Below are 25327 nucleotides of genomic sequence, written 5' to 3'. Positions count from 1 at the left end.
CGTGCAAGATGCCGCCATGACCGCCGACACGACCCCCACCGCACCGAAGCCGATTCTCGGCATGGGCCTGATGATCGGAGCGATGCTGATCGCCCCCGGGCTCGACGTCATCGCCAAGCTCCTGATGGAGCGTCTGACCCCGGCCGAGACCGGCGCCGGGCGCTTCCTCGCGCAGTCGATCGTGATGCTGCCGATCATCCTCTTCGCCGGCGGGCTGAAGCGGCCGCGGCCCGGGCACGCCGCCGCCGGCATGTTCTTCGGCCTGACGATCCTCGCGATCAACCTCGCGCTGCGCGAGATGCCGGTGGCCAACACCATCGCGATCTTCTTCGTCGAGCCGCTGATCCTCACGCTGCTGGCGGCGCTGATCCTCGGCGAGCGGCTGGGCTGGCGCCGCCTCGCGGCGGTGGCGGTGGGGCTGATCGGCGCGCTGGTGGTGCTGCGGCCCAATCTCGCCGCCTTCGGCTGGGCGGCGGTCTACCCGCTGGCGGCGGCGCTGTGCTTCGCGAGCTACATGCTGGTGACGCGGGCGATGAGCCGCACCGGCGGGCCGCTGACGCTGCAGTTCTGGACCGGGGTCTTCGCCATGCTGACGCTCGGCGCCGGGATGGCGGTGGGCGCCCTCGCCGCGCCGGAGGCGGCGCCGGTGCTGCTGCCGAACGGGCGCGAGCTCGCGCTGTTCCTGCTGATCGGGGTCTTCGCGGCGCTGGTGCACCAGATGATCACCCGCGCGCTGATGCATATCGAGGCCGGCGTCGCGGCGCCGCTGCAATATATCGAGATCGTCTCGGCGACGCTGCTCGGCCTCGCGGTGTTCGGCGACTTCCCCGACGCGCTGACATGGGCCGGCACCGCGATCATCATCGCCGCCGGGATCTACGTCTTCCACCGCGAGCGCCGCCTCGCCCGGATCGCGGCGGCGGCGCCCCCGCCCTGAGGCGCCGATCAGTCGGCGGCGGCCCCGCTCTCCACCGCCTCGGTCTCCACCACCACCGCGCTCTCCAGCGTGCGGTGCACCGGGCAGCGGTCGGCGATCTCCATCAGCCGCGCGCGCTGGGCCGCGTCGAGCGGGCCGGAGAGGCGGATGCGGCGGCGGAAACGGTCGATCTTTCCGTCGCGGGTTTCGCAGTGCTCGCAGTCCTCGGCATGGATCTTGTCGTGCTCGATCTCGACCTGCACGTCCTCGAGCGGCCAGCCCTTGCGCCGCGCATACATCCGCACCGTCATCGCCGTGCAGGCGCCGAGCCCGGCGGAGACCAGGCCATAGGGCGAGGGGCCGAGATCGCTGCCCCCCACCGCCGGCGGCTCGTCGGCGCGCAGCCGGTGCCGCGGCCCGACGCGGATGTTCTGCAGGAAGCCCCCGGGGTCGGCCTCGGAGACCCGCACGACCTCCTCCGCCGGCGCCGCCTCGCCGGGCTCCGCCGGCAGGTAGCGCAGCGCCCAGGCGGCGATCACCCCTGCGGCATAGTCGGCATCCGCGGCGCGGGTCAGCAGGTGGTCGGCATCGTCGAGGCTGACGAAGCTCTTGGGATGCTTCGCGGCGCGGAAGATCTCGGAGGCGTTCTCGATGCCGACCTGCGCGTCGCGCGGGGCGTGCAGCACCAGCAGCGCGCGCTTCAGCCCGGCGATGCGCCCGGTCAGCCGCGCCGCCTCGACATCCTCGACGAAGCCCTTCGAGATCGAGAACTTGCGCCCGCCGAGCGTCACCTCCGCTTCGCCCTCGGCCCGGATCGCCTCCAGCCCGGCGCCGAAATTGTGCAGCACATGCCCCGGATCCGCCGGCGCGCCGATGGTGACCACCGCCCGCACCGAGGGCAGGTCTCCCGCCGCGGCCAGCACCGCGGCGCCGCCGAGCGAATGGCCGATCAGGATCTCCGGCGCCAGCCCGCGCCCGGCCAGATGCTCCGCCGCCGCCACCAGATCGCCGATATTGGCCGAGAAGCCGGTGCTGCCGAACTCCCCCTCGGAATGGCCGAGCCCGGTGAAGTCGAAGCGCAGCACGGCGATGCCCTCGGCGCTCAGCCGCCCGGCGATGCGCCGCGCCGCGGCGATGTCCTTGCCGCAGGTGAAGCAGTGCGCGAACAGCGCCACGGCGCGCGGCCGCCCCCCCGGCAGGTCGAGCCTCGCGGCGAGGCGGGCGCCGCTATGGCCCGGAAAATCGAGTTTCTCGGTCTTCATCGCTGTCCTCCCCCTTGCGGTTCCCCCCCGAGATAGCCATTCCGTGGCGCCATGCCAGCGGCTGCGAAACACCTTGCGTTGATCGGCGCAGGGGATAGGGTCTCGGCCACGCAAGATGGGGGTCCCGGTGAGCGACACCGACAGTTTCATTCGCGAGGTAAGCGAAGAGGTCCGCCAGGACCGCATGTTCCGGATGTGGAAGCGCTATGCGCCCTTTGCCATCGGCGGCATCGCCGCCATCGTGGCGGGCGCGGCGGTCTGGAACTGGATGCAGGCCGAGGAGCGCGAGGCGGCACGGGCCCGCGGCGCGGCGATCCTCGCGGCGGGGCCGGACGCGGCGGAGAAGGCGGCGGTGCTCGAGGCGGTGGGCGATGGCCCGGCGGCGGCGATCGCCCGGCTCCAGCTCGCCGCGGCCCAGGCGGCGGAGGGCGACCTGCGCGCGGCCATCGAGAACTACCGCGCGGTCGCCGGGGATTCGCGGCTGAAGCGGGCCTATACCGATCTCGCGGCGCTCGAGGCGGCGCGGCTGACGGCGCCGGGGATCCCGCTCGAGGAGGCCGAGGGCCAGCTCGCGCCGCTGGTCGCCGAGGATGCGCCCTACCGCCCGCTGGCGCTCGAGCTGCGCGCCGCGCTGCGCCTCAACGGCGGCGACCGCGAGGGGGCGCAGGCCGATCTCGAGGCGATCCTCGGGTCGCCGGGGCTGACCCGCGGCCTGAACGCCCGCGCGCTGCAGATGCTGGCGATCGTCGAGGCCGAGACGGTGGCCGCCGAGGCCCGCGAGGCCGCGCCGCAGATCGCACCTCCTGGCGAGGACACGCCGGAGGGCGCCGCCGCCGGCGAGGCAGGGGGCGCCGGCGACGGCACCGAGCCGCCCGCCCCGGCTGCCGGCACCGCGGATGCGCCCGCGGCCGTCGAAGGCGATGCGGCCGAGCCTGCCGAGCCTGCGGCCGGGGCGATGTCAACCGAAACCGCCGGCGACGTCGATGCCGGGGAGACCGGGCAGCCGCAGCCGGCTGGCGATGGCGCGCCCGCGCCCGCCGCCCCGCCAGCTGAAACCGATGGCGGCGCGGCAGCGGAACCGGAAGGAACCGACCCGGCGAGCGCAGAGGGCGCCGACGGCACCGGGCCGGCACCCGCGGCTGCCGGGCCTGCCGGCGACGCCGCCGAGCCGGCGCCTGCCCCGGATGCCGCCGACACCCCGGCACCGGGCCCCTCAGACACGCCGGCGCCGGCGGACGGCACTGATGCGGGTTCCGGGGACACCGGGTCCGGTGCCGCCGAAGACATGACCACCCCTGCGCCGGCAGCGGAGGAGGCGGCGACGGCCGACCCCGCGGGCAGCGCCGAGAGCACGGGCGAGCCGGTCCCGGCCCCCGCCGCGGCGGCACCGGCCACCGAAACCGTTCCCGACCCCGTTCCCGCGCCGGAAGGCGAAACGGCCGCGCCGGAAGCCGTCAGCCCGGATGACGCGGCGCAAGCCCTGCCCGAGCCGGCCGAAGCCGCGCCGGCTGGTGATCTCCCGGCTCCCGCGGGCGAAGGCGCCGCGGACGGAGCGGGCGCGCCCGAGGCTCCGGCCCCCGCCGAGGCGGTGCAGGCGGGGACGGAGGGGGCCATCACCGAGCCCGCAGCCCCGGCCGAGACCACGGCAGAGACGATGATCGAGGCTGAAGCCGCAGGCCCCGAGGCCGCAGCCGGTACGGAAGCGCCCGAGACCGCACCGGCTGGCGATCTCGCGGCTCCCGCGGGCGAAGGCGCCGCGGACGGGACGGGCGCGCCCGAGACCCCGGCCCCCGCCGAGGCGGTGCAGGCGGGGACGGAGGGAGCGATCACCGAGCCCGCAGCCCCGGTCGAGACCACGGCGGATACGATGATCGACGCTGTAGGCGCAGGCCCCGAGGCCGCCACCGGTACGGAAGCGCCCGAGACCGCACCGGCTGGCGATCTCCCGGCTCCCGCGGGCGAAGGCACCGCGGACGGAGCGGGCGCGCCCGAGGCTCCGGCACCAGCCGAGGCGGTGCAGGCGGGTACGGAAGGGGCCATCACCGAGCCCGCAGCCCCGGCCGAGACCACGGCGGAAACGATGATCGAGGCCGGGGACGCCACCGGCGAGGAAGAGGCGGCGGAAGAGGCGGGTCCCGAGCCTGCTGCCGCGGCAGAAGCCGTCGATGCCGGGGCCTCCGGCGCGGCGGCGCTCGAAGACGCGACCGGTGCCGCCAAAGCCACCGCTGCGGCCGGTTCGGCCGACGACAGCGCCGGCGAGCCCGAGCCTCTGCCAGTCGCCCCCGGCGAAGCTGCCGAAGCCGCAGAGGGTCCCGCCGAGCCGGCGACGTCGGCAATGGACGCCCCCGCCCCTGCTGCGGCCGAACCCGAGCCCCAGGCAACCGAGCCGGAGCCTGTCGCGGCCGAGCCAGAGCCTGCGGCAACCCCGCCTGAGTCCGAAACGGTCGAGCCAGCGCCTGCGGCAATCGAGCCTGAGTCCGAAGCGGTCGAGCCCGAACCTGCGGCAACCCAGCCTGAGCCCGAAGTGGCCGAGCCCGAGGCGGTCGCAGCCGAGACTGAACCTGCGGCAGCCGAAGCCGAGCCAGCGGCAATCGAACCTGAAACCGAAGCAGCCGAACCCGAGCCTGCCGCAACAGAGCCTGAGCCCGAGGCGGCTGAGGCCGAGCCTGCGGCGATCGAGCCGGAGCCGGAAGCGGCAGAGCCCGAGCCGGCCGCAATCGAGCCGGAGCCGGAAGCGGCGGAGCCAGAGCCGGCCGCAATCGAGCCTGAGCCCAAAGCGGCAGGGCCCGAGCCGGCGGCAATCGAGCCTGAGCCGGAAGCGGCAGAGCCTGAGCCCGAAGCGGCTGAGCCCGAGCCTGCGGCAGCCGAACCTGAGCCCGAAGCGGCAGAGCCCGAGCCTGTGGCGGCCGAGGCGGAGAACCCGGCGGTCCGCGCCGGGGGCGCTGCCGAGCCGCGTGCCGACGGGGGGCCGACCCAGGCGACCGAGCCCGATGGCGGCCCGGCGCCGGCCATCGAGACCCAGGAGACGGCGGGAGACAGCGATGCGGAGTGAGCCGAAGCGGAACCCGGGCGCAACCCTGGCGCGGCTGGCGGTCTGGACCGCCGCGCTGGCGCTGCTCGCCGGCTGCAGCCTGTTCGAGGACGACGAGGTGCTCGAGGGCACGCGCCTGCCGGTGCGCCAGGCGGTCGCGCAGGCCAGCGGCGACGTGGTGATCCGCCGGCCGCTGCCCCCTGCCATCTCGATCGAGAGCTGGACCCAGACCGGCGGCAACGCCGCGCATAACAGCGGGCATCTGAGCGCCCCGCTCGGCTTCCAGAAGGTCTGGAGCGCCGATGCCGGCGAGGGGATCAGCGACGACAGCCTGATCACCTCGGCGCCGGTCGTCGGCAACGGGCTGGTCTACACCCTCGACGCGGCCGCCACGGTCAGCGCCTTCGACGCCGGCACCGGCGCGCTGCGCTGGGAGGCCGACCTCACCCCCAACGAGGACGAGGAGGGCGAGGAGGGCTTCGGCGGCGGGCTGGCGCTGGCCGGCGACCGGCTGGTCGCGACCACCGGCTTCGGCGAGGTCGTGGTGCTGTCCTCCGGCAGCGGCGAGGAGGTCTGGCGGCGGCGCTTCGGCGCGCCGTTCCGGGCCGGCCCCGCCGTCGAGGGCGGGCTGATCGTGGCGGTGACCCGCGGCAGCGAGGCCTTCGGACTGGCCCTGACGGATGGCGCGGTGCTCTGGCGCGTGCAGGGCGTGAGCGCCGATGCCGCCTATCTCGGCGGCGCCAGCCCGGCGCTGGCCGGCGGCGGCGCGGTGGTGCCGTTCGCCTCGGGCGAGCTGGTGGCGCTGGAGGCGCGCTCCGGGCGGCGCTTCTGGGGCGCGGTGATCACCGGCGGCCGGCGCGGCCTGGCGCGCGCCGCGATCACGGACCTCACCGGCGATCCGGTGATCCTCGGCCCGCTCGTGGTCTCGGCCAACCAGAGCGGGCGCACCGCGGCGCTCGAGACCCGCACCGGCCGGCGGATCTGGACCCGGGCGCTCGGCGCCACCCAGCCGATCTGGGCGGCGGGGGACAGCCTCTGGCTGGTCTCCGACACCGCCGAGCTGCTGCGCCTCGATGCCGCCACCGGGCAGACCCTCTGGCAGCGCGCGCTGCCGGCCTTCGAGGACGAGGAGGACCGCGAGGACGCGATCACCTATTCCGGCCCGGTGGTGGTCGGCGGCCAGGTGATCCTGACCGACAGCCTCGGCAATCTCTGGTCGCTCAACGCGGTGACCGGCGAGGGCGGCGTGGCGGCGGAGCTGCCCGAGGGCTCGATCACCGGGCCGGTGGTGGCCGGCGGCACGATCTTCATCCTCGACGACGAGGCGGGGCTGCACGCCTATCGCTGAGCGCCGCGGGGAGCCGGGGCGCGCGAGCCGCTTGCGGCCCGCTCACGGGCGGGATAAGGGGCGTGCCATGTCCTTCACGCTCGCCATCATCGGCCGGCCCAACACCGGCAAGTCCACGCTGTTCAACCGCCTCGTCGGCAAGCGCCTCGCGCTGGTCGACGACCGGCCCGGGGTCACGCGCGACCTGCGCGAGGGCGAGGGCCGGCTCGGCGAGCTGCGCTTCCGCGTGATCGACACCGCCGGCCTCGAGGAGGCCACCGACGACAGCCTGCCGGGCCGGATGCGCCGGCTCACCGAGCGCGCGATGGCCGAGGCCGATCTCTGCCTCTTCCTGATCGACGCCCGCGCCGGGGTGCTCGCGCTCGACCGGACGCTGGCGGAGATGCTGCGCAAGTCCGGCGCGCGGGTGATCCTCGCCGCCAACAAGTGCGAGGGCCGGGCGTCGGAGGCGGGGCTCTACGAGGCCTTCGAGCTCGGCCTCGGCGACCCGGTGGCGGTCTCCGCCGAGCATGGCGAGGGCATGGGCGACCTCTATTCCGCGATCCTCCCCTATGCCGAGGCGCTGGCACCGCCCGAGGACGCCGCCGATAGCGCGCCGATCCCCGGCGCCGACGACGACCCGCTGGCCGAGCGGCGGCCGCTGCAGATCGCCATCACCGGGCGGCCCAATGCCGGCAAGTCGACGCTGATCAACACCATCATCGGCGACGAGCGCCTGCTCACCGGGCCGGAGGCCGGACTCACCCGCGACGCCATCGCGCTCGACGCCGACTGGGGCGGCCGGGCGGTGCGCATCTTCGATACCGCGGGGCTGCGCAAGAAGGCCAAGGTGCAGGAGACGCTCGACCGGCTGTCCTCCGCCGATGCGCTGCGCGCGATCCGCTTCGCCGAGGTGGTGGTGGTGCTGATGGACGCCGCCCAGGCCTTCGAGACGCAGGACCTGCGCATCGCCGACCTCGCCGAGCGCGAGGGCCGCGCGGTGATCCTCGCCGTCAACAAGTGGGACGCGGTGGCGGACAAGCAGGCCGAGCGCCGGCGCCTCACCGAGATGGGCGAGCGGCTGCTGCCGCAGCTGCGCGGGGTGCCGCTGGTGACGCTCTCGGGGCTCACCGGGCGCGGGCTCGACCGGCTGCGCGACGCGGTCGAGGCACAGCACCGGATCTGGAACAAGCGCGTCACCACCGCCAAGCTCAACGACTGGCTGGCCGCCAAGCTGGCCGAGCATCCGCCGCCGGCGCCCGGCGGGCGCCGCATCCGGCTGCGCTTCATGACCCAGGTGCGCACCCGGCCGCCGGGCTTCGTGGTGTTCTGCTCGCGGCCGGAGGCGCTGCCGGAGAGCTATACCCGCTACCTCGTCAACGGGCTGCGGGCCGATTTCGGGCTCGGCGGCGTGCCGCTCCGGCTGCATCTGCGCAAGGGCGAGAACCCCTACGCCAAGGACTGAGCGCAGGGCCCGCCCGCCAGCCGATCAAAAAATGACCCGGCGTCATGTTGACGTCGCTCCGAGAGCACCTAGGTAGCTCGGTGTAGCGCAAATGTCCTGACCTCTTCCGGGGCTCGCTGCGGGAAGTCATTCGCCGTCGAGACGGCGAAACAGAGCCGGCTTCCCAAACAAACCGAGAGAAAAGGAGTCAACCATGCTCGGCTGGGCGCTCACGTTCTTCATCATCGCCATCATCGCGGCGGTGTTCGGTTTCGGCGGGATTGCGGCCGCATCGGCTGGAATCGCGCAGATCATCTTCATCATCTTCGCGGCGCTGTTCGTGGTCGCACTGCTCGCCAATGCGCTGCGCGGCCGCCGCCCGCCGGTCTGACCGGCGGCTGCCGCCCGGGCCCTTGCCACACGGGGGCCCGGGCGCGCGCCCTCGCGGCGCACACCCAGACACCTCCCCCCACGCATCCGGTCAGGCGTTGTCCGCCACCGTGTCCATCGCCTCGAAGGGGATCCCCGGCTCGTCCTTCGCCGCCCGGATCACCAGCGATGTCTTGACCGAGGCGACATTCGGCGCCGCCGTCAGATGGTCGGTGAGGAAGCTCTGGAAGGCCGCCAGGTTCGGCGCCATGCATTTCAGCAGGAAATCGATCTCCCCGTTCAGCATGAAGCACTCGCGCACCAGCGGCCAGCCGCGCGCGCGCGCCTCGAAGGCCGCGAGATCGGCCCCCGCCTGGCTCTTCAGGCTGACCATCGCGAACACCATCACCTCGTAGCCGAGTTCGCGGGCATTGACGCGCGCGTGGTATCCTTGGATATATCCGCTCTCCTCGAGCGAACGGACGCGCCGCAGGCAGGGCGGCGCCGAGATGCCCACCCGGCGGGAAAGCTCGACATTGGTCATCCGGCCGTCGTCTTGCAGCTCCATCAGGATCTTGCGGTCGATCGGATCGAGCTTGTGTCCGGACATGCGGTCGGTCCTCCGGTTGCGCCGAGAGATAGGGTCTTTCGCGCCTTCTACGCCAGACGGCGCGCCATGGCCATAAGATTGCACGGGGGCGCAACAAATGAAAATCGGCTCCGCAGAACCCGGTGGCGAGGCCGCTGCATCCGGTGCCGGTGCGGCCGCCCCGAGGGCCGCCGGCGCGCGGATCTGGGCGGTCTCCGACGGGCGCGCGGGCAATGCGGCGCAGGCCCTCGGGCTCGCCGAGGCGGTGGCGCGGCAGACCGGCGCCGCGGTCGCCCCGCTGGAGCTGCCGCCCGGGCGGTTCGGCGCGGCGCTGCCGGCATCGCTCTGGCACGGCGCGGCGCGGCTGATGCCGAAGGCGCTCGGCCTCGCCCATGGCAATCCGGCGCTGGCGGCGGCGAAGGCGGTCGCCCCCGGCGATCTGGCGATTGGCGCCGGGCGGCGGGTGGCGCCGCTGGTGGCCTGGCTCGGCCGCAGCCGGAACGCCCGCACGGTGCAGCTGCTCGACCCGCAGATGCCGCTCGGCGCCTTCGACCTGGTGGTCGCGCCGGAGCATGACGCGATCTCCGGCCCGAACACGCTGGCCAGCCTCGGGGCGCTCGGCCGGGTGACGCGCAGCCGCGTCGCCGAGGCCGCCGCGCCGCTGCGCAAGGCCCTGCGCGCCCTGCCGGAGCCGCGCCTCGCGGTGCTGCTCGGCGGGCCGGGACGCATGGCCGGCTGGAGCGAGGCCGATGCCGCGCGCTTCCTCGCCGCCATGGAGGCGCTCGCCGGCGCCGGCTGGAGCCTGCTGCTGACCGCCTCGCGCAGGAGCGATCCGGCGCTGGTGGCGCAGCTCGCGGCGCGGCTCGACCCGGCCCGCCACCTGGTCCATTCGGGCAGCGGCGACAACCCCTATCCCGGCATGCTCGGCCTCGCCGACGCGGTGGTGGTGACGGCGGATTCGGTCAACATGGTCTCCGAGGCCGCCTGCACCGGCCTGCCGATCCATGTCTTCGAGCTGGCCCGGCCGAGCGCCAAGGCGCGCCGCTTCCACGACGCCCTGCAGCGCCGCGGCATCACCCGCCCGTTCGCCGGGGCAATCGAGGACTGGTGCTATCCGCCGCTCGCCGAGGCCGACCGGATCGCCACAATCCTCGTCGAACGGCTCGGCCCCGGCAGATCGCGATTCGGCGCCTGACCCGGCTATTGCTATGCTCCGGCCATGGTGCCGCCAGGCGCGGCGCCAGCGAAGGAGGTAGCGCGCCCATGTCCATCATTCGCCGTCCCCGGATCGCCGTGCTCGCGGGGCTCACGCTGTGCCTCGCCCTGCTCGCGGGCCTCGGCCCCAGGCCGGCCGCCGCGCAGGGCTTCGAGCGGACCTACACGCTGGTGTTCTCGGAATGCACCCAGACCAGCCTCGGCACGTTTCTCGACACCACCCCGCGCTTTCGCGGCTTTCTCGACCAGCGGCCGATCAATTGCGGGCGCACCAGCTGCAGCTACCAGTACACCTCCCGGATCTCGCCCAACGACCTCCTGCAATCGCTCTATGGCATGATCGAGGGCCAAGGCTACCGCGCGCGGATCGGCGTCGAGGGCCTGCGCTACGCGATCATCTGCCTGCCCGGCCGACGCAGCCACCCGCTGGCCCCGCCGCCGCAGCCCGAAGCCGGCGGCTTCCCGGCGCCGAAGGTGCCCGGCTATGCCGAGTTCGAGACCGAATGCGGCTCGGTGATCGACGCCGCCGGCGACGTGCTCTTCAACTATGACAGCGCGGGTATCCGCGAGGACGCCGCCGCCGTGCTCTCGCAGATCGCCGACCGCATCCGCGCGCTCGACCCGGTGGCGATCGAGATCACCGGCCATACCGACAGCCGCGGCTCCGCCGCCTACAACCAGCAGCTCTCGCTGCGCCGGGCGGGCTCGGTGGCGGCCTTCTTCCGCGGGCCGCTGCGGGTCGTCGGCCCGCAGTTCCTCGTCCGCGGCAGGGGCGAGCGCGAGCCGCGCCGGCCCAACCGCTTCGCCGACGGGTCGGACAACCCGCAGGGCCGCCAGGCGAACCGCCGCGTCGAGATCTTCCTGCGCCGGGTCAGCGGCGGGCCGAACTGCGCCCCCCCGCCGCGCGGCGGGCCCGAGGGCTACCGCCTCTATGGCGAGCCGCTGCGCGGCCCCGGCGAGCCGGTCTACCAGTATCGCCGGCCGAAGCCGCGCCAGTCCTATCCCCCGGTCGAACCCGAGCAGTGGTGAGCCGGCGGCGCCCGCGGCCATGCGACCCTTGGCCTCGGGCGCCTCGCCGCCTATCTAGGGGCGCATTCCCGTCCGCCAGTGGAGCCTGCGCCCGATGTCCGACACCGCCCCCCGCCACGCCCGCGTCCTGATCATCGGCTCCGGCCCGGCCGGCTACACCGCCGCCGTCTATGCCGCCCGCGCGCTGCTCGAACCGGTGCTGATCCAGGGCCTGCAGCCGGGCGGGCAGCTCACCATCACCACCGAGGTGGAGAACTGGCCGGGCGATACCGAGACCACCGGGCCGAAGCTGATGGAGCGCATGGAGGCCCATGCCCGCGCCGTCGGCACCGAGATCGTCGCCGACCAGGTGACCGCGCTCGACCTCTCGCGCCGGCCCTTCACCGCCACCTGCGACAGCGGCCGGATCTGGCAGGCCGAGGCGGTGATCCTCGCCACCGGCGCACAGGCGAAATGGCTCGGGCTGCCCTCGGAAGAGAAGTTCAAGGGGCTCGGCGTTTCCGCCTGCGCCACCTGCGACGGCTTCTTCTATCGCGGCAAGGAGGTCATTGTGATCGGCGGCGGCAACACCGCGGTTGAGGAGGCGCTCTACCTCGCCGGCCTCGCCTCGAAGGTGACGCTGGTGCACCGCCGCGACAGCCTGCGCGCCGAGGCGATCCTGCAGAAGCGGCTGTTCAAGCATCCGCGCATCGAGGTGATCTGGGACCACACGGTCGACGAGATCCTCGGCAGCCCGGCCGAGGGCGTCACCGGCGCGCGGCTCGCCCATGCGAAGACCGGCGAGACCCGCGAAGTGCCGGCCGCCGGCGTCTTCATCGCCATCGGCCATGCCCCGGCGAGCGCGCTGGTGCAGGACCAGCTCGAGACCCATCACGGCGGCTATGTCGTGACGAAGGGCGACTCGACCGCGACCTCGATCCCCGGCGTCTTCGCCGCGGGCGACGTCACCGACCATGTCTATCGCCAGGCGGTCACCTCGGCCGGCATGGGCTGCATGGCGGCGCTGGAGGCCGAGCGCTTCCTCGCCGAGCAGGAGGACGCGGCGGCCTCGCAGGCGGCGGAGTGACCGGCCGGCGCGGGCTGCGCGCCTGAGCGCTTCGGCCACAGGCCGCGGGCCGCAGACGGCAGCCGCCTCCCGGTCGGGAGGCGGCGTCGTCAAAAAATTTAGGAAGTTGGTTTTCGCAGTGTGGGGCGCTCTAACATACGCCTACGCACGCCCGGCGGAACTCAGACAACTCATGGCGATCGGCGGACCGACCGGACCCCCCGGAAGGCCGACGCCGCGGGCAGGTACCCGGCCGCTTCGACACGCGGCCTCCCTGTTTCTCCCACACGCCATGGACAGCGTCCTGTCGGGACTGGTTATGCTGCGGCGGCGCGGCAGAAATTTGACCCAATTATGAGAAAAGGCCGGCAAATTGCGACAACGCCGTCTTAAATCGGGAATACAACCATAGGTAGAGTGGCCACCTTCAAGTAACGGGGCGTGCATCGCAGATAAATCCTGATTCTGGATAGTTTCAGAATGCCCGGGGCGACTGTCCGCCCCGGCGCGCCATGCGGCAATGCGCTCCGCGGTTACTCGGGGAAGCGGTTGTCCCTCGGGAAGCCGCGCGGCGCCATCCGGCCGGGCGCGGCGCGCTTGCCGAGCCAGGGGCCGAGATCGGGCTCGCTGCGGGTGCGCCCGGCGCTGTCCGGCCAGGAGAGCCCGTCCGCCAGCCGCAGCGTGATCGCATCGGCAAGCCCGCCATCGCGGTACTTCTGCAGGCGCACGCCCTTGCCGCGGGCCATCTCGGGCAGCTCGTCGAGCGGGAAGACCAGCATCTTGCGGTTCTCGCCGGTGACGCCGACATGGTCGTGCCCCTCGCCCACGGCGCGGCAGATCCGGGCGGTCGCGCCGTCCTTCAGCGTCATCAGCTGGCGGCCGGTGCGGGTCTGGGTGATCAGCCCGTCCTCCGGCGTCAGGAAGCCCTCGCCGGCGGTGGAGGCGACGAGCCGCCGCCCGCCCGGCCGGTGCACGAACAGCGCCAGCAGCCGGTCGTCGTTGGAGAGATCCACCATCAGCCGGATCGGCTCGCCGAGGCCGCGCCCGCCGGGCAGCCGGTCGGCGCCGATGGTGTAGACCCGCCCGCCCTCGGCCATGGCGATCAGCTTGTCGGTGGTCTGGGCATGGAAGACGAAGAGCGGCGCGTCGCCGTCGCGATACTTCACCTCCGCATCGAGCGGCTGGTGGCCCTTCAGCGCACGGATCCAGCCCTCGCGCGAGCACACCACGGTGATCGGCTCGCGCTCGATCAGCGCCTCGGGCGGCACCTCGTCGATCGCCGGCGCGGCCTCGAGGGCGGTGCGCCGCGCGCCCATCGGATAGGGCTGCTCGGCGACGCGGGCGGCGGTGATGTCCTCGGCCGAGCGCAGCCCGCGGAGCTTCGGCGGCGGCCCGAAGCGCTTGCGGATGTCGCGGATCTCCTCGCTGATCCGCGTCCATTGCAGCTCCTCGGAGGCCAGCAGCGCCTCGAGCTCGCCCTGCTCGGCGGTCAGCGCGTCGCGTTCCTTGCGCAGCTCCATCTCCTCGAGCCGGCGCAGGCTGCGCAGCCGCATGTTGAGGATCGCCTCGGCCTGCGGCTCGGTGAGATGCACCGGGCCGGTCCCGGCCGTGCCCCAGTCCTCGGCGATCAGCGCCGGCTTCGGCTCGTCCTCGCCGCGGATGATCTCGATCACCCGGTCGAGGTTGAGGAAGGCGATGATGTAGCCCTCGAGCACCTCGAGCCGGGCCGCGATCTTGGCCAGCCGGTGGCGCGAGCGGCGCTGCAGCACATCGCGGCGGTGATCGAGGAAGGCGCGCAGCACCTCCGGCAGCGAGCAGACCTTGGGCGTGCGCCCGTCGATCAGCACGTTGAGATTGAGCGGGAACCGGGTCTCCAGCTCCGACAGCTTGAACAGCGTCTCCATCATCATCGCCGGCTCGATCCCGCGCGAGCGCGGCTCCAGCACGATGCGCACGACATCGGTGGATTCGTCGCGCACATCCGCCAGCGCCGGCGCCTTCTTGGCGGTGACGAGATCGGCCAGCCGCTCGATCAGCTTGGATTTCGAGACCTGGTAGGGGATCTCGGTGACCACCACCTGCCACTGCCCGCGGCCGGTATCCTCGCGGTGCCAGGCGGCGCGCAGGCGGAAGCCGCCGCGCCCGGTGCGATAGGCCTCGCGGATGCTCTCCGGCGTCTCGACCAGCACGCCGCCGGTGGGAAAGTCCGGCCCCGGCATGTGCTCGAGCAGCTTCTCGAGGGTCGCCTCGGGGCGCCTGATCATGTGCAGCAGCGCGTCGCAGACCTCGCCGGCATTGTGCGGCGGGATCGAGGTCGCCATGCCCACCGCGATGCCTGTCGAGCCATTGGCCAGCAGGTTGGGGAAGGCCGCCGGCAGGACCTCCGGCTCCTCCTTGCGGCCATCGTAGTTCGGCTTGAAATCGACCGCGTTCTCGTCGAGCCCGTCGAGCAGCGCCATCGAGACATCGGTCAGCCGCGCCTCGGTGTAGCGCTCGGCGGCGGCGCCGTCGCCGTCGATGTTGCCGAAATTGCCCTGGCCCTGCACCAGCGTGTAGCGCTGCGCGAAATCCTGCGCGAGGCGCACCAGCGCGTCATAGATCGCCTGGTTCCCGTGGGGGTGGAAGTCGCCCATGGTATCGCCGGAGATCTTGGCGCATTTCAGGAAGGCGCTGGTCGGCGAGAGGTTGAGGTTGCGCATCGCGTAGAGGATGCGCCGGTGCACCGGCTTCAGCCCGTCGCGGGCATCCGGCAGCGCGCGGTGCATGATGGTGGAGAGCGCATAGGTCAGATAGCGGTCGCCCAGCGCGCGGGCGAGGCTTTCCGGGATCTCGCGCTCAATCTCGGCGTCATCGGGTGTGTCGGACATGGGTCTCGTGTAGCGCGTGTTCGGCGGCGCGAAAAGGGGGGCAGGCATGGCGTGGTACAAGGTCCCGGTGCGCTGGGTGCTCCGGCGCCTGCCGCCCTGGCGCGGCATCGACCGCGCGGTGGCCTGGGCGATGTATGTCCATGACTACGGCGCCGTGCCGCGGTTTCCCGCCCGGCGCTATCGCGACCTGATCCATGCCGTGAAGACCCGCGAGCTGGAGGACCCGCTGCGCATCCGCGTGAGCGACAAGCTGCTGGCCAAGGCGCATGTCCGCCAGGTGCTCGGCCGCGATGCCTGCCCGGAGACGCTGGCGGTCTTCCGCAGGCCGCACGAGGTGGTGGCGGCGGCGATCCCCTGGCCCTCGGTGGTCAAGCCCACGCATTGCTCCGGGCGGTGGATCCATCTCGAGGCACCGGCCGGCCCGGAGCAGATCGCCGAGATCCGCGGCTGGCTCGCCCAGAACCACTACTGGCTCTCGCGCGAGCGGAACTATCTCGGGCTCACCCCCGGCGTGCTCGCCGAGGCGCCGGTGGCGCCGCCCGCCGCGGTGGTGGACTACAAGGTGCTCTGCCTCGGCGGCCGGGCGCGGCTGGTGCGGGTGATCTCGGCGCGCGGGGCCGACAAGCAGGTGGCGATCTTCACGCCGGACTGGCGGCTGCTCGCGCATCACGGGCGGGCGCCGCGGCCGGAGATCGCCGCGCCGCCACCCGAGCTGGCGGAGATGATCGCGGCGGCCGAGCGCCTCGCGGCGCCCTTCGGCTTCATCCGGGTCGATCTCTACCGCGCCGGGGGCCGGGTCCTGGTCGGCGAGCTCACCAACACTCCCGATGGCGGGCGGCCGACGCTGCCGGCGGGCTACGAGGCGGTGGCGAGCCGCGCGCTGTTCGGCGACTAGGGCTGCGCCGGCGGGGCCAGCGGGCGCGCGCGGCCCTGCTCGTCGATCGCGACGAAGGTGAAGACCGCCTCCGTCACCTGGATCCGCCGGTTGCCCGGCTGGCGCATCACCCAGACCTCGAGGCCGATCCGCATCGAGCTGCGCCCCTCGCGCAGCATCTCCGCCTCGATCGAGACCACGTCGCCCACCCGGACCGGCTGCAGGAAGGTCATCGCCTCCACTGCCACCGTGGCGACCCGGCCCTCGGCCCGCCGGCGGGCCAGCACCGAGGCGCCGAGATCCATCTGCGCCATCAGCCAGCCGCCGAAGATATCGCCATTGGCATTGGTGTCGCAGGGCATGGCGATGGTCTGGAGGGTGATCTCCCTGGGGGCGTCGGTGCGGGTTTCGGAGGTGGTTTCGGGCATGCGGGGGCTCCGTGGCGTCAGGGTCAGAGACCGTCGCCCAGCAGCGCCAGCCCCGCAAGCCCCAACAGCACCGCCCAGGCGCGCCAGAGCAGCCGGCAGGCCGCCCGGATCTCCGCCGGCCCGGGATCGCGCAGGCCGCCCGCGTTCACCCAGGGCTCGTCGCTCATCCGCCCCTGATAGGCGCGCGGGCCCGAGAGCGCGACGCCGAGCCCCGCCGCCATCGCCGCCTCGGGCCAGCCGGCATTGGGCGAGCGGTGCCGGTGCGCCTCCGCCCGGATGCAGGCCAGCGCCGCCCCCGGGCGCCCGCTGACCAGCGCCAGCAGCAGGCCCGAAAGCCGCGCCGGCACGAGATTGGCCAGGTCGTCGAGCCGCGCCGCCGCCCAGCCGAACGCCTCGTGGCGCGAGGTGCGGTGGCCGATCATCGAATCCGCCGTGTTCACCGCCTTGTAGAGCGCGATCCCCGGCAGCCCCGCGACGGCGAACCAGAACACCGGCGCCGCCACCCCGTCGGAGAAGTTCTCGGCCGCCGATTCGATGGCCGCCCGCGCCACGCCGGGGCGGTCCAGCGCCTCCGGGTCGCGCCCGACGATCATCGAAACCGCCCGGCGGCCTTCGTCCAGCCCCCGCGCGAGCCCGCCCGCCACCGCCGCGACATGTTCGACGAGGCTGCGCTGCGCGATCAGGATCGCCGCCCCGAGCACCTCGAGCGCCGGGCCGAGCGGCGCGGGCAGCGCCGCCAGCCCCCAGGCCGGCAGGCCCGCCGCGGCGAGCAGCAGCGCGAGCGCCGCGACGCCCTTCGCCCGCCGTGCCGGCCCGCGGTTGAGCGCGGCCTCGAGCCGGCTCAGCAGCCGGCCGAGCAGCACCACGGGATGCGGCAGCCGGCGCCAGAGCCAGGCCGGCTCGCCAAGCGCGGCGTCGAGCAGGAGGGCGAGCGCCAGCACCGGCGCCTCGGTCGCGTCGGGCCCCTGGCGCGCGCGATCAGTTGCCGAGCCGCACGCTGTCCCCGCTCGCCACGTCGGCGGCGGAGAAGCCGGCATAGTGGTCGAGCGCGTAATCCGCCCCCGCGGCGATCGCGGCCATGGCGAGGACGGCGATAAGGAAGGCTTTCATTCGGACGTACTCCCCATCGGTTCGGCGCGCGGGCCGGTGCTGGCCCTGAGATAGCCGATCAGGTCGCGCCTGTCTGCGGGCCGGGCGATGCGCTGCATCGGCATCTTGGAGCCCGGCGTGACATGGTCCGGCCCCTCGGCGAAGAGCCGGTCGACGGTCTCCGCGGTCCAGACGATCTCCGAGCGCAGCAGCGCCTCGGAATAGCTGTAGCCGGGCAGGCTGCCGGCCTCGCGGCCGAACAGGCCCCAGAGGCTCGGCCCGGCGCGGCGCCCGCCATCCGGCGCCAGCGTGTGGCAGACCGCGCATTTGCGCACGAACTGCCGCTCGCCATTGCTCATCTCCTCCGGCGGGCGGTGGAAATGCCGGGCGCCGGCGGCGAAGAGCGCGGCCTCGTCGGCGCCCTCCCCGGCCTCGGTCCCCACCGGCCAGAGCACCGCCTCGTCGGCGATCCCGCCCGCCAGCAGCCGGCCCGAGCGGTCCCAGGCCAGCGCCCAGATCGGCCCGCGCAGCGCGGCGCGGAAATCGCGCACGATCGTCCAGCGCGCGGTGTCGATCACCACGATATGCCCCTCGCCGTCGCCCACCGCGAGGCTCTGCCGGTCCGGCGACAGGGCGAGGGCGAGGATCGGCCGGCGGTCGGCGGTGAGATCGGCGATCTCCGCCCCGGTGGCGAGATCGAGCGCCCGCACCGCCCCGTCCACCGCGCCATAGGCGAGCCAGCCGGCCCGCTCCTCCAGCACCAGGTGATTGATGCCGAAACCGTGCGAGACCAGCACCGCCCGCTCCGCCCGCGCGGCAACGTCCCAGAGCCGCAGCGTGCCGTCATAGGAGGCGCTGTAGAGCCGCGCCCCATCCGCCGAGAAGGCGACGTCGTTGACATTCGAGCGGTGCCCCTCGAGCCAGCCGAGCCGCGTCCGCGCCTGGAGATCCCAGAGCCCGATGCGCCCGTCCCAGCCCGCGGTGGCGGCGATGCGCCCGTCCGGCGAGACCGCGAGCGCGAGGATCTTGCCGCGATGCCCCTCGAACCGATGCAGCGGGCGGCCGGTCTCCCGCTCCCAGAGGATCAGCGCGAAATCGTCGCCCGCGGAGAGGAAATGCCTGCCATCCGGGTGGAATGCCACCGCATTGACCGCGGCGCGGTGGCCCTCGGCCCAGCGGGTGAGCGCGCCCGTCTCCAGCGACCAGAGCCCGACGGCATAGTCGAAGCTCGCGGTCAGCGCCGCCTTGCCGTCCGGCGCGACGGCGACGCCCTTGACCGGCCCGCCATGCCCCTCGAGCCGCAGGAGCCCGTTGGCCGCGGCGGGCGCTGCGAGCCCCGCACCGAGCAGCAGGGCCAGGATTGCAAGGAAGGCGGGCCGCATCGCCGGGCGCGCCTCACTCGGCGGGGGTCGCGGCGCTGTCGCCGGCGCGCGCCTCGCCCCTGCGGGCGGCCTTCGCATCCTCCTCCTCGACCCAGAGGCTGTGATGCTCGAGCGCCCAGTTGCGGTCGACCATGCCGGAGCCCATCGCATCGAAGGCGCCCTGCATCCCGACCGAGCCGATATAGATATGCGCGAGGATGATCACCATCATCGCGAAGGCCACGATGGTGTGCCAGAGCTGCGCATACTGCATCTCCTGGATCAGCGTCAGCTCGGCCTCGAGCTGCCGCCCCAGCAGCGCCTCGGAGACCCCCCAGGCGTTGAGCTTGGCGAAGGTCGGGCCGAACATCGCCATCTCGTAGGGGAACAGCAGCGACAGCCCCGAGGCCGCAACCGAGGCGCCGAGCACGATGGTGCTCCAGAAGATCAGCTTCTGCCCGGCGTTGAACTTCTTCGCCGGCGGATGCACGCCCTTGACGAAGAGCCCGCCGCCCTTGGCCATCCAGATCAGGTCGTGCCGCGAGGGCAGGTTGTGCAGCACCCAGGCGACGAACACCCAGGCGAGCCCCAGCATGAAGGCCCAGGCCACGTTGTTGTGCACCCATTTGCCGGCCTGCGTGACCGTGGCGAAGGCTTCCTTGCCGATCAGCGGCATCAGATAGTCCTTGCCGAAGAGCAGGTTGAGCCCGGTCAGCGCGAGCAGCACGAAGGAGCTGGCGAGCAGCCAGTGGCCGAAGCGCTCCCAGCCCTTGAAGCGCTCGATCAGACGGCCCGAGAGCCCGTGCTCGACGCGGATCCGCCCGCGCAGCAGGTAGAACAGCGCGAGCAGCCCGACAATGCCGCCGAGCGCGATGGCGCCCCAGTATTGCAGCGGGCCGCCCTTGGCGCGCAGCTGGAGCCAGCTCATCCCGGCATCCTGCACGAGGAAGTTCGCCGCGCGCCCGGATGCCTGGGTGCTGACCTGCTCGCCATGGCGGATCTCGGCCCAGAGCGTGGTGTCGGAGTTCGGCCCTCGGGTGCCGAGTGCCTCGATCCCGGCCGCGCCGGCCTCGGCGTCGCGCTGGCGGGAGATGCCGGGCTGCGCCGGTGCATTGGTCACCGCATCGGCGGGCGGGCGCACCGAGCCGCCGGCGGTGCTGCGCACCTGGCTCATCACGTCGTCGAGGGTGATGGCGGCGGCGGGAGGCTGGGCGGTCCCCGAGCCCTCCTGGGCCAGCGCCGTGCCCACGAGGGCCGCGAACAGAACCGTGGCCATGGCCACGAGCATGAGTGGCGCAACGCGGGATCGCGTGTGCATGCCGTATCCTCCCTGTCGGCTGTGCCGTCCGTTTTGCGGAAGCTTGAGGCGGGCCCCGCGGGGTGTCAAGCGGACCCGCAGGGCAGCCCCGGCGCGCCCGCGGGCATTGCCGGGGCGCAAAGCCGCTTCCCGGTAGGGACGGGTGAAAGCGCGCGCCACGGCGTTATATTGGGTTGCGAAAAGGAGACCATTCATGCAGGGCGCGACCCGTTTTGTCTTCCCGATCGTGATGGCCGTGATCATGTCCTTCGTCATGTCGGCGGTGATCACCGCGATCAATACCGGCATCGATGGCGGCTTCGCGCTGCGCTGGCTCACGGCCTGGTCGATCGCGCTTCCGATCGCCGTTCCCGCGGTCCTGCTGGCGCATCCGCTGGCCCTGCGCGTGACCCATGCGCTGGTGGGCAAGCCGCCCGAGCGCACCGAAGAGGCCTGAGCCAAGCCGCCGCCGGTTCGGCCCGAACGCGATGCCCCGGCGTGCCATCGCCGGGGCGTCCTTCATGCCGGGCCAAGGTCCGGCAGGGCGCGGCGCCGGAGAACCGGCGCCGGCCACCGGAACGATGGCTCAGTTGGCCTTGCTGTCGTAGGCGGTGCCCCAGCCCCAGGCGCCCGAGCCGAAGCCGCGGGCGACGACGCGCTGGCGGTAGATGTCGGAGACGTCGTCACCGTCCCCGGCCAGCAGCGCCTTGGTGGCACACATCTCGGCGCAGATCGGCAGCTTGCCTTCCGCGATCCGGTTGCGGCCGTATTTCTGGAACTCGGCGTTGGAGGTGTCCGCCTCCGGGCCGCCGTTGCAGAAGGTGCACTTGTCCATCTTGCCGCGGCTGCCGAAATTGCCCGCCTGCGGATACTGCGGCGCGCCGAAGGGGCAGGCATAGAAGCAGTAGCCGCAGCCGATGCAGAGGTCCTTGGAGTGCAGGACCACGCCGTCATCGGTCTGGTAGAAGCAGTCGACCGGGCAGACGGCCATGCAGGGCGCATCCGAGCAGTGCATGCAGGCGACCGAGATCGACCGCTCGCCGGGCTTGCCGTCGTTGATCGTGACGACCCGGCGCCGGTTGATGCCCCAGGGCACCTCGTGCTCGTTCTTGCAGGCAGTGACGCAGGCGTTGCACTCGATGCAGCGCTCGGCGTCGCAAAGGAATTTTGCGCGTGCCATGAGTTACGCCTCCTTACGCTTTCATGATCTTGCAGAGCGTGGCCTTGGTCTCCTGCATCTGCGTGACGGAGTCGTAGCCATAGGTCTGCGCGGTGTTGGAGCTCTCGCCGAGCACATAGGGGTCGGCCCCCTTCGGATAGTGCGACCGGCGATCCTCGCCCTGGAAATGCCCGCCGAAGTGGAAGGGCATGAAGGCGACCCCGCGGCCGACGCGCTCGGTGACCATGGCGGCAACCTTCACGCGGCCCTTCTCGGGACCCTCGACCCAGACCTGCTCACCGTCCTTGATGCCGAGATTGTTGGCATCGAAGGGGTTCACCTCGACGAACATCTCCTGCTGGAGCTCCGCGAGCCAGGGGTTGGAGCGGGTCTCGTCGCCGCCGCCCTCATACTCCACGAGCCGGCCGGAGGTGAGCACCATCGGGTACTCGCCGGCATGGTCGACGGCCTGGATCGAGGCGTATTTCGTCGGCAGGCGATAGGCCTTGCGGTCGTCATAGGTCGGGTAGTCGGCCACCAGGTCGCGCCGCGGGGTGTAGAGCGGCTCGCGGTGCAGCGGCACCGGATCCGGGAAGGTCCACACCACGGCCCGGGCCTTGGCATTGCCGAAGGGCGCACACTCGTGCTTGATCGCGACCCGCTGGATGCCGCCGGAGAGGTCGGTCTTCCAGTTGGTCTTCGGCCCCGCGACCCCGTCGATGGCGGCCCGCTCCTCGTCGGTCAGGTCGCCGTCCCAGCCGAGATCCATCAGCATCTGCATGGTGAACTCGGGATAGCCGTCCTGGATCTCCGAGCCGGCCGAGTAGACCCCCTCGGCGAGCAGGTTGTCGCCGTCGCGCTCGGTGCCGAAGCGGGCGCGGAAGGTGAGCCCGCCCTCGGAAACCGGCTTCGACATGTCGTAGAGGTTCGGCGTGCCGGGATGGCCCATCTCGGCGGTCCCCCAGCAGGGCCAGGGCATGCCGTAATAGTCGCCGTCCGCCGGGCCGCCGACGGCCTGCAGCGTGGTCCGGTCGAAGGTGTGCTGGTACTCCATGTGGAGCTTGATGCGCTCCGGCGACTGGCCGGTATAGCCCACCGTCCACATCCCCGCGTTGAACTCGCGGGTGATGTCCTCGACATTCGGCTCGGTCTCGCTGTCCATCGCGATGTTCTGGAAGAACCTTTCGGCGAACCCGAACTTCTCGGCGAACAGATAGATGATCTCGTGGTCCGACTTGCTCTCGAAGAGCGGGTCGACCACCTGCTCCCGCCACTGCAGCGAGCGGTTCGACGCGGTCACCGAGCCGCGGGTCTCGAACTGCGTGCAGGCCGGCAGCAGATAGACCCCGTCCTTGCGGTCGTGCAGGATCGCCGAGACCGTCGGATACGGGTCGATCACCACCAGCATGTCGAGCTTGTTCATCGCCTGGTTCATCTCGACCAGGCGGGTCTGCGAGTTGGGCGCGTGGCCCCACAGCACCATGGCGCGGAGATTGTTCGGCTGGTCGATGTTGGCCGCATCCTCGAGCACGCCGTCGATCCAGCGCGACACCGGGATGCCCTTGCTCTCCATCAGCTCCTTGGAGCCGAACTGGCCGAGGATGAAGTTGTACTCGTCCTCCGCCTTCTCGCTGGCGGTCTTCTCGCCGGCCCAGACGCGCGCCCAGTGTTTCCACGAGCCGGTCTTCAGCCCGTAATAGCCCGGCAGCGTGTGGCTCAGCACGCCGAGATCGGTCGCGCCCTGCACGTTGTCATGGCCGCGGAAGATGTTGGTGCCGCCGCCCGAGATGCCCATGTTGCCGAGCGCGAGCTGCAGCACGCAATAGGCGCGGGTGTTGTTGTTGCCGTTGGTGTGCTGGGTGCCGCCCATGCACCAGATCACGGTGCCGGGCCGGTTGTTCACCAGCGTCCGCGCCACGCGCTTGAGCTGGCTGCCCGGGGTGCCGGTAACCCGCTCGGTCTCCTCCGGCGTCCATTTCGCGACCTCGGCCCGGATCTGGTCCATCCCCCAGACGCGGGTGCGGATGAACTCCTTGTCCTCCCAGCCGTTGTCGAAGATGTGCCAGAGGATGCCCCAGATCAGCGCCACGTCGGTGCCGGGCCGGAAGCGGACATACTCGTCGGCATGCGCCGCGGTGCGGGTGAAGCGCGGATCGCAGACGATCAGCGGCGCGTTGCGCTCCTCCTTGGCCTTCAGCAGGTGCAGCAGCGAGACCGGATGCGCCTCGGCCGGGTTGCCGCCGATCACGAAGATCGCCTGGGAATTGTGGATATCGTTGTAGCTGTTGGTCATCGCGCCGTAGCCCCAGGTGTTGGCAACACCCGCGACCGTGGTCGAGTGACAGATCCGCGCCTGGTGGTCGACGTTGTTGGTCCCCCAGTAGGCGGCGAACTTGCGGAAGAGATAGGCCTGCTCGTTGTTGTGCTTGGCCGAGCCGAGCCAGTAGACCGAATCCGGGCCGCTCTCCTCGCGGATCTTCAGCATGCCATCGCCGATCTCGTTGATGGCATCTTCCCACGACATGCGAACCCATTCGCCGTTCTGCATCTTCATGGGGTATTTCAGGCGGCGCTCGCCATGGGCGTGCTCGCGCACCGAGGCGCCCTTGGCGCAGTGCGCGCCCAGGTTGAACGGGCTGTCCCAGCCGGGCTCCTGCCCGACCCAGACGCCGTCCGACACCTCCGCGAGCACGGTGCAGCCGACCGAGCAGTGCGTGCAGACGGATTTCCGGATCTCGACCTTGCCGCCGGCCGCGCTGGCGGCTTCGGCGCGCGTCACGGTTCCGCCGGTGGCGCCGAGCGCCGCGAGCCCGCCGATCGCGAGCCCGGAGCCGCGCAGGAAGGCGCGCCGGTCGACGGCGGTATTCGCAGCCTGTGCGAGGGGCGACATCTGCCGGGGGCGTCCCGCAACCCCGTTGGTCTTCTTCCTCAGCATGGTTCTCTCCCTGGAGTACCGGGCCAGGCCCGGCGTCTTGGTACGCATCGGGATCGGGGCGTCACGCAACCGTCACCCGGGGCCGGAGGGCGCCTCAGAAGCGGGCGCTCTCCAGATATTTCTCGACATGCTCGGTCTTGCGCAGACCCGATGTCGCGGTCTCCGGCGCGGCCGCCTCGGCCGTGCCGCCGGCCACCGCCGCCACGGCCGCAGCCGGGGCCGCGGTTGCCGCGAGCTTCAGAAAGTCGCGGCGGCTGGCCGCTTTCTCGTCCGACATTGTCTCACTCCTTTCTGTCTCGTCGTCTCGTCTCGTCTCTGTCTCGTCGTCTTGTCGCGTCTCGTCGTGCCGTCGTTTCCCGCGCGCCGCGTTCAGGCGCCCATGCGGAAGGCCTCGCGCTCGATCGCCATGAAGGCGCGGCCCACCGAGCCGACCGGCGCATAGAAGACCGAGCCTTCCGCGCCCTCGAGATCGGTGAAGAAATGCTCCGCCCAGGGGCCGAGATGCGCCGAGAAGAAATCGCGCTGCGTGGCGAGCTCCGCCGGCTGGCCGAAGCGGCCGCGGATCAGCCCGGCCATCATCTCGCAGAGCGAGGCGATGTTGTCCTCCGGCTCGTAGACATTGGGCGCCCGGGTGATCTGCAGCCGGCGCATGTCGGAGCGCAGCAGGGCCAGCGGCTTCTCGTTGAGGAAGCCGGTGAGGTAATAGCTCGCATAGGGCAGCAGCTCGCCGCGTGCGAGGCCGATGAAGAGCGCGTTGAACTCCCGCTCCGCCGCCTTCTCCGTGGTCGCCCGCGCCAGGCGCGACAGCGCGCCCACCGCCTTGCCGAGCGTGGTCTCGTCGCCCGAAAGCCGTGCGACCCGATCGAGCAGGGCCCGGTTCGGGGGATGCGCGAGGAGCGCCGCCATCATATCGTAAAGGTCCGCCCGGAGGATGTCTTCCTCCGCAACGGCCAGGGCTGTCTGACCGGCTTGTGCCATTGTTCTCCCATTCGCGCGTTCTTTTGGCGCGCTCTGCTAGCCAGACAACGCTAGCAAAAGCCGGGCCGCCGTCAATCGAATAATATATATGATTCAATTAGTCAGATTTACC

22 protein-coding genes are annotated in these 25327 nt (G+C 72.2%); 10 read left to right on the top strand and 12 right to left on the bottom strand.

Annotation, left to right across the window (positions count from 1 at the left end; translation table 11 throughout):
• Window positions 1–16: 16 nt before the first annotated feature.
• Window positions 17–937 carry a DMT family transporter gene (locus tag QSJ97_RS17290; protein ID WP_285673252.1) on the top strand — a complete coding sequence of 307 codons (921 nt, stop codon included), beginning with the start codon at window positions 17–19 and terminating at the stop codon, window positions 935–937.
• An 8-nt stretch (window positions 938–945) separates the two neighbouring features.
• Here the strand turns inward: QSJ97_RS17290 and QSJ97_RS17285 are convergent, their stop codons facing one another.
• Window positions 946–2178 (bottom strand): bifunctional alpha/beta hydrolase/OsmC family protein, encoded by a 1233-nt coding sequence (locus QSJ97_RS17285; RefSeq protein WP_285673251.1) that lies wholly within the window; start codon window positions 2176–2178, stop codon window positions 946–948.
• Window positions 2179–2293: 115 nt separating this feature from the next.
• On the opposite strand from QSJ97_RS17285, the gene QSJ97_RS17280 reads away from it, so the two are divergent.
• The 4 genes from QSJ97_RS17280 (at window position 2294) to QSJ97_RS17265 (ending at window position 8371) form a co-directional block, all read left to right on the top strand.
• Window positions 2294–5230 carry a tetratricopeptide repeat protein gene (locus QSJ97_RS17280; protein WP_352231109.1) on the top strand — a complete coding sequence of 979 codons (2937 nt, stop codon included), beginning with the start codon at window positions 2294–2296 and terminating at the stop codon, window positions 5228–5230.
• On the top strand, window positions 5220–6557 hold the full coding sequence (locus QSJ97_RS17275) for an outer membrane protein assembly factor BamB family protein (protein WP_285673250.1): 1338 nt from the start codon (window positions 5220–5222) through the stop codon (window positions 6555–6557). The genes QSJ97_RS17280 and QSJ97_RS17275 overlap by 11 nt, the downstream gene beginning before the upstream one ends.
• A gap of 67 nt (window positions 6558–6624) precedes the next feature.
• Window positions 6625–8001, top strand: a complete 1377-nt coding sequence (gene der, locus QSJ97_RS17270; protein ID WP_285673249.1) for a ribosome biogenesis GTPase Der — start codon at window positions 6625–6627, stop codon at window positions 7999–8001.
• A 193-nt stretch (window positions 8002–8194) separates the two neighbouring features.
• Window positions 8195–8371, top strand: coding sequence for a DUF1328 family protein (locus QSJ97_RS17265; protein WP_285673248.1), 177 nt, complete (start codon window positions 8195–8197; stop codon window positions 8369–8371).
• A 90-nt stretch (window positions 8372–8461) separates the two neighbouring features.
• Here QSJ97_RS17265 and QSJ97_RS17260 read toward each other — a convergent pair whose 3' ends face one another.
• Window positions 8462–8959, bottom strand: a complete 498-nt coding sequence (locus tag QSJ97_RS17260; RefSeq protein WP_285673247.1) for an Lrp/AsnC family transcriptional regulator — start codon at window positions 8957–8959, stop codon at window positions 8462–8464.
• Window positions 8960–9056: 97 nt separating this feature from the next.
• On the opposite strand from QSJ97_RS17260, the gene QSJ97_RS17255 reads away from it, so the two are divergent.
• The 3 genes from QSJ97_RS17255 (at window position 9057) to trxB (ending at window position 12248) form a co-directional block, all read left to right on the top strand.
• Window positions 9057–10133 carry a mitochondrial fission ELM1 family protein gene (locus QSJ97_RS17255; RefSeq protein WP_285673246.1) on the top strand — a complete coding sequence of 359 codons (1077 nt, stop codon included), beginning with the start codon at window positions 9057–9059 and terminating at the stop codon, window positions 10131–10133.
• A 68-nt stretch (window positions 10134–10201) separates the two neighbouring features.
• Complete coding sequence (locus tag QSJ97_RS17250) at window positions 10202–11182, top strand: OmpA family protein (RefSeq protein WP_285673245.1); 981 nt, start codon at window positions 10202–10204, stop codon at window positions 11180–11182.
• Window positions 11183–11276: 94 nt separating this feature from the next.
• A complete protein-coding gene (gene trxB, locus QSJ97_RS17245; RefSeq protein ID WP_285673243.1) occupies window positions 11277–12248 on the top strand; it encodes a thioredoxin-disulfide reductase in 972 nt (323 codons plus the stop codon).
• Between the two features lie 512 nt (window positions 12249–12760).
• On the opposite strand, the gene parC is transcribed toward trxB, so the two are convergent.
• Entirely contained in the window at window positions 12761–15094 is a 2334-nt protein-coding gene (parC, locus tag QSJ97_RS17240; RefSeq protein ID WP_285673242.1) for a DNA topoisomerase IV subunit A, read from the bottom strand.
• A gap of 46 nt (window positions 15095–15140) precedes the next feature.
• Here parC and QSJ97_RS17235 point away from each other — a divergent pair, with 46 nt between their 5' ends.
• The gene (locus QSJ97_RS17235; RefSeq protein ID WP_285673241.1) at window positions 15141–15989 is read left to right on the top strand and encodes an ATP-grasp fold amidoligase family protein; all 849 of its coding nucleotides are present in this window, start codon (window positions 15141–15143) and stop codon (window positions 15987–15989) included.
• Here the strand turns inward: QSJ97_RS17235 and QSJ97_RS17230 are convergent.
• Genes QSJ97_RS17230 through QSJ97_RS17210 form a run of 5 tightly spaced genes read right to left on the bottom strand, consistent with a single transcriptional unit; the run spans window position 15986 to window position 20164 of the window.
• Window positions 15986–16396: an acyl-CoA thioesterase gene (locus QSJ97_RS17230; RefSeq protein ID WP_285673240.1), complete on the bottom strand. Its 411-nt coding sequence runs from the start codon at window positions 16394–16396 to the stop codon at window positions 15986–15988. The two genes, QSJ97_RS17235 and QSJ97_RS17230, sit on opposite strands and share 4 nt — an antisense overlap.
• 23 nt (window positions 16397–16419) lie before the next feature.
• Window positions 16420–17337: an adenosylcobinamide-phosphate synthase CbiB gene (gene cbiB, locus QSJ97_RS17225; protein WP_285673239.1), complete on the bottom strand. Its 918-nt coding sequence runs from the start codon at window positions 17335–17337 to the stop codon at window positions 16420–16422.
• 37 nt (window positions 17338–17374) lie between these two features.
• Window positions 17375–17506 carry a hypothetical protein gene (locus tag QSJ97_RS17220; protein ID WP_285673238.1) on the bottom strand — a complete coding sequence of 44 codons (132 nt, stop codon included), beginning with the start codon at window positions 17504–17506 and terminating at the stop codon, window positions 17375–17377.
• Window positions 17503–18867 (bottom strand): c-type cytochrome, encoded by a 1365-nt coding sequence (locus tag QSJ97_RS17215; RefSeq protein ID WP_285673237.1) that lies wholly within the window; start codon window positions 18865–18867, stop codon window positions 17503–17505. Before QSJ97_RS17215 ends, QSJ97_RS17220 begins: the two co-directional genes overlap by 4 nt.
• A 13-nt stretch (window positions 18868–18880) precedes the next feature.
• Window positions 18881–20164 (bottom strand): formate dehydrogenase subunit gamma, encoded by a 1284-nt coding sequence (locus QSJ97_RS17210; protein WP_285673236.1) that lies wholly within the window; start codon window positions 20162–20164, stop codon window positions 18881–18883.
• Between the two features lie 193 nt (window positions 20165–20357).
• On the opposite strand from QSJ97_RS17210, the gene QSJ97_RS17205 reads away from it, so the two are divergent.
• Complete coding sequence (locus QSJ97_RS17205) at window positions 20358–20600, top strand: DUF2798 domain-containing protein (RefSeq protein ID WP_285673234.1); 243 nt, start codon at window positions 20358–20360, stop codon at window positions 20598–20600.
• Window positions 20601–20729: 129 nt separating this feature from the next.
• Here the strand turns inward: QSJ97_RS17205 and fdh3B are convergent, their stop codons facing one another.
• The 4 genes from fdh3B to QSJ97_RS17185 form a co-directional block, all read right to left on the bottom strand.
• Window positions 20730–21323 carry a formate dehydrogenase FDH3 subunit beta gene (gene fdh3B / locus QSJ97_RS17200; protein WP_285673232.1) on the bottom strand — a complete coding sequence of 198 codons (594 nt, stop codon included), beginning with the start codon at window positions 21321–21323 and terminating at the stop codon, window positions 20730–20732.
• A 13-nt stretch (window positions 21324–21336) separates the two neighbouring features.
• Complete coding sequence (locus QSJ97_RS17195) at window positions 21337–24237, bottom strand: formate dehydrogenase subunit alpha (protein ID WP_285673231.1); 2901 nt, start codon at window positions 24235–24237, stop codon at window positions 21337–21339.
• 94 nt (window positions 24238–24331) lie between these two features.
• Window positions 24332–24514, bottom strand: coding sequence for a twin-arginine translocation pathway signal protein (locus tag QSJ97_RS17190; protein WP_285673230.1), 183 nt, complete (start codon window positions 24512–24514; stop codon window positions 24332–24334).
• A gap of 92 nt (window positions 24515–24606) precedes the next feature.
• A complete protein-coding gene (locus tag QSJ97_RS17185; RefSeq protein ID WP_285673228.1) occupies window positions 24607–25215 on the bottom strand; it encodes a TorD/DmsD family molecular chaperone in 609 nt (202 codons plus the stop codon).
• Window positions 25216–25327: the final 112 nt, after the last annotated feature.

Source organism: Paralimibaculum aggregatum, from assembly GCF_030270585.1.
Classification (GTDB): Bacteria; Pseudomonadota; Alphaproteobacteria; order Rhodobacterales; family Rhodobacteraceae; genus Thermohalobaculum; species Thermohalobaculum aggregatum.
Note: the sequence above shows the minus strand (reverse complement) of the source record. Positions and strands in the feature narration are given on the sequence as shown.

Bases quoted from the DNA above. Each gene is read 5' to 3' on its own strand.
- QSJ97_RS17195 (WP_285673231.1), bottom strand. From the start codon at position 24,237: ATGCTGAGGAAGAAGACCAACGGGGTTGCGGGACGCCCCCGGCAGATG.
- QSJ97_RS17190 (WP_285673230.1), bottom strand. From the start codon at position 24,514: ATGTCGGACGAGAAAGCGGCCAGCCGCCGCGACTTTCTGAAGCTCGCG.
- QSJ97_RS17210 (WP_285673236.1), bottom strand. From the start codon at position 20,164: ATGCACACGCGATCCCGCGTTGCGCCACTCATGCTCGTGGCCATGGCC.
- fdh3B (WP_285673232.1), bottom strand. From the start codon at position 21,323: ATGGCACGCGCAAAATTCCTTTGCGACGCCGAGCGCTGCATCGAGTGC.
- QSJ97_RS17205 (WP_285673234.1), top strand. From the start codon at position 20,358: ATGCAGGGCGCGACCCGTTTTGTCTTCCCGATCGTGATGGCCGTGATC.
- trxB (WP_285673243.1), top strand. From the start codon at position 11,277: ATGTCCGACACCGCCCCCCGCCACGCCCGCGTCCTGATCATCGGCTCC.
- QSJ97_RS17265 (WP_285673248.1), top strand. From the start codon at position 8,195: ATGCTCGGCTGGGCGCTCACGTTCTTCATCATCGCCATCATCGCGGCG.
- QSJ97_RS17260 (WP_285673247.1), bottom strand. From the start codon at position 8,959: ATGTCCGGACACAAGCTCGATCCGATCGACCGCAAGATCCTGATGGAG.
- QSJ97_RS17275 (WP_285673250.1), top strand. From the start codon at position 5,220: ATGCGGAGTGAGCCGAAGCGGAACCCGGGCGCAACCCTGGCGCGGCTG.
- QSJ97_RS17220 (WP_285673238.1), bottom strand. From the start codon at position 17,506: ATGAAAGCCTTCCTTATCGCCGTCCTCGCCATGGCCGCGATCGCCGCG.
- parC (WP_285673242.1), bottom strand. From the start codon at position 15,094: ATGTCCGACACACCCGATGACGCCGAGATTGAGCGCGAGATCCCGGAA.
- QSJ97_RS17280 (WP_352231109.1), top strand. From the start codon at position 2,294: ATGGGGGTCCCGGTGAGCGACACCGACAGTTTCATTCGCGAGGTAAGC.
- QSJ97_RS17290 (WP_285673252.1), top strand. From the start codon at position 17: ATGACCGCCGACACGACCCCCACCGCACCGAAGCCGATTCTCGGCATG.
- QSJ97_RS17285 (WP_285673251.1), bottom strand. From the start codon at position 2,178: ATGAAGACCGAGAAACTCGATTTTCCGGGCCATAGCGGCGCCCGCCTC.
- QSJ97_RS17185 (WP_285673228.1), bottom strand. From the start codon at position 25,215: ATGGCACAAGCCGGTCAGACAGCCCTGGCCGTTGCGGAGGAAGACATC.
- QSJ97_RS17235 (WP_285673241.1), top strand. From the start codon at position 15,141: ATGGCGTGGTACAAGGTCCCGGTGCGCTGGGTGCTCCGGCGCCTGCCG.
- QSJ97_RS17215 (WP_285673237.1), bottom strand. From the start codon at position 18,867: ATGCGGCCCGCCTTCCTTGCAATCCTGGCCCTGCTGCTCGGTGCGGGG.
- QSJ97_RS17255 (WP_285673246.1), top strand. From the start codon at position 9,057: ATGAAAATCGGCTCCGCAGAACCCGGTGGCGAGGCCGCTGCATCCGGT.
- QSJ97_RS17230 (WP_285673240.1), bottom strand. From the start codon at position 16,396: ATGCCCGAAACCACCTCCGAAACCCGCACCGACGCCCCCAGGGAGATC.
- der (WP_285673249.1), top strand. From the start codon at position 6,625: ATGTCCTTCACGCTCGCCATCATCGGCCGGCCCAACACCGGCAAGTCC.
- QSJ97_RS17250 (WP_285673245.1), top strand. From the start codon at position 10,202: ATGTCCATCATTCGCCGTCCCCGGATCGCCGTGCTCGCGGGGCTCACG.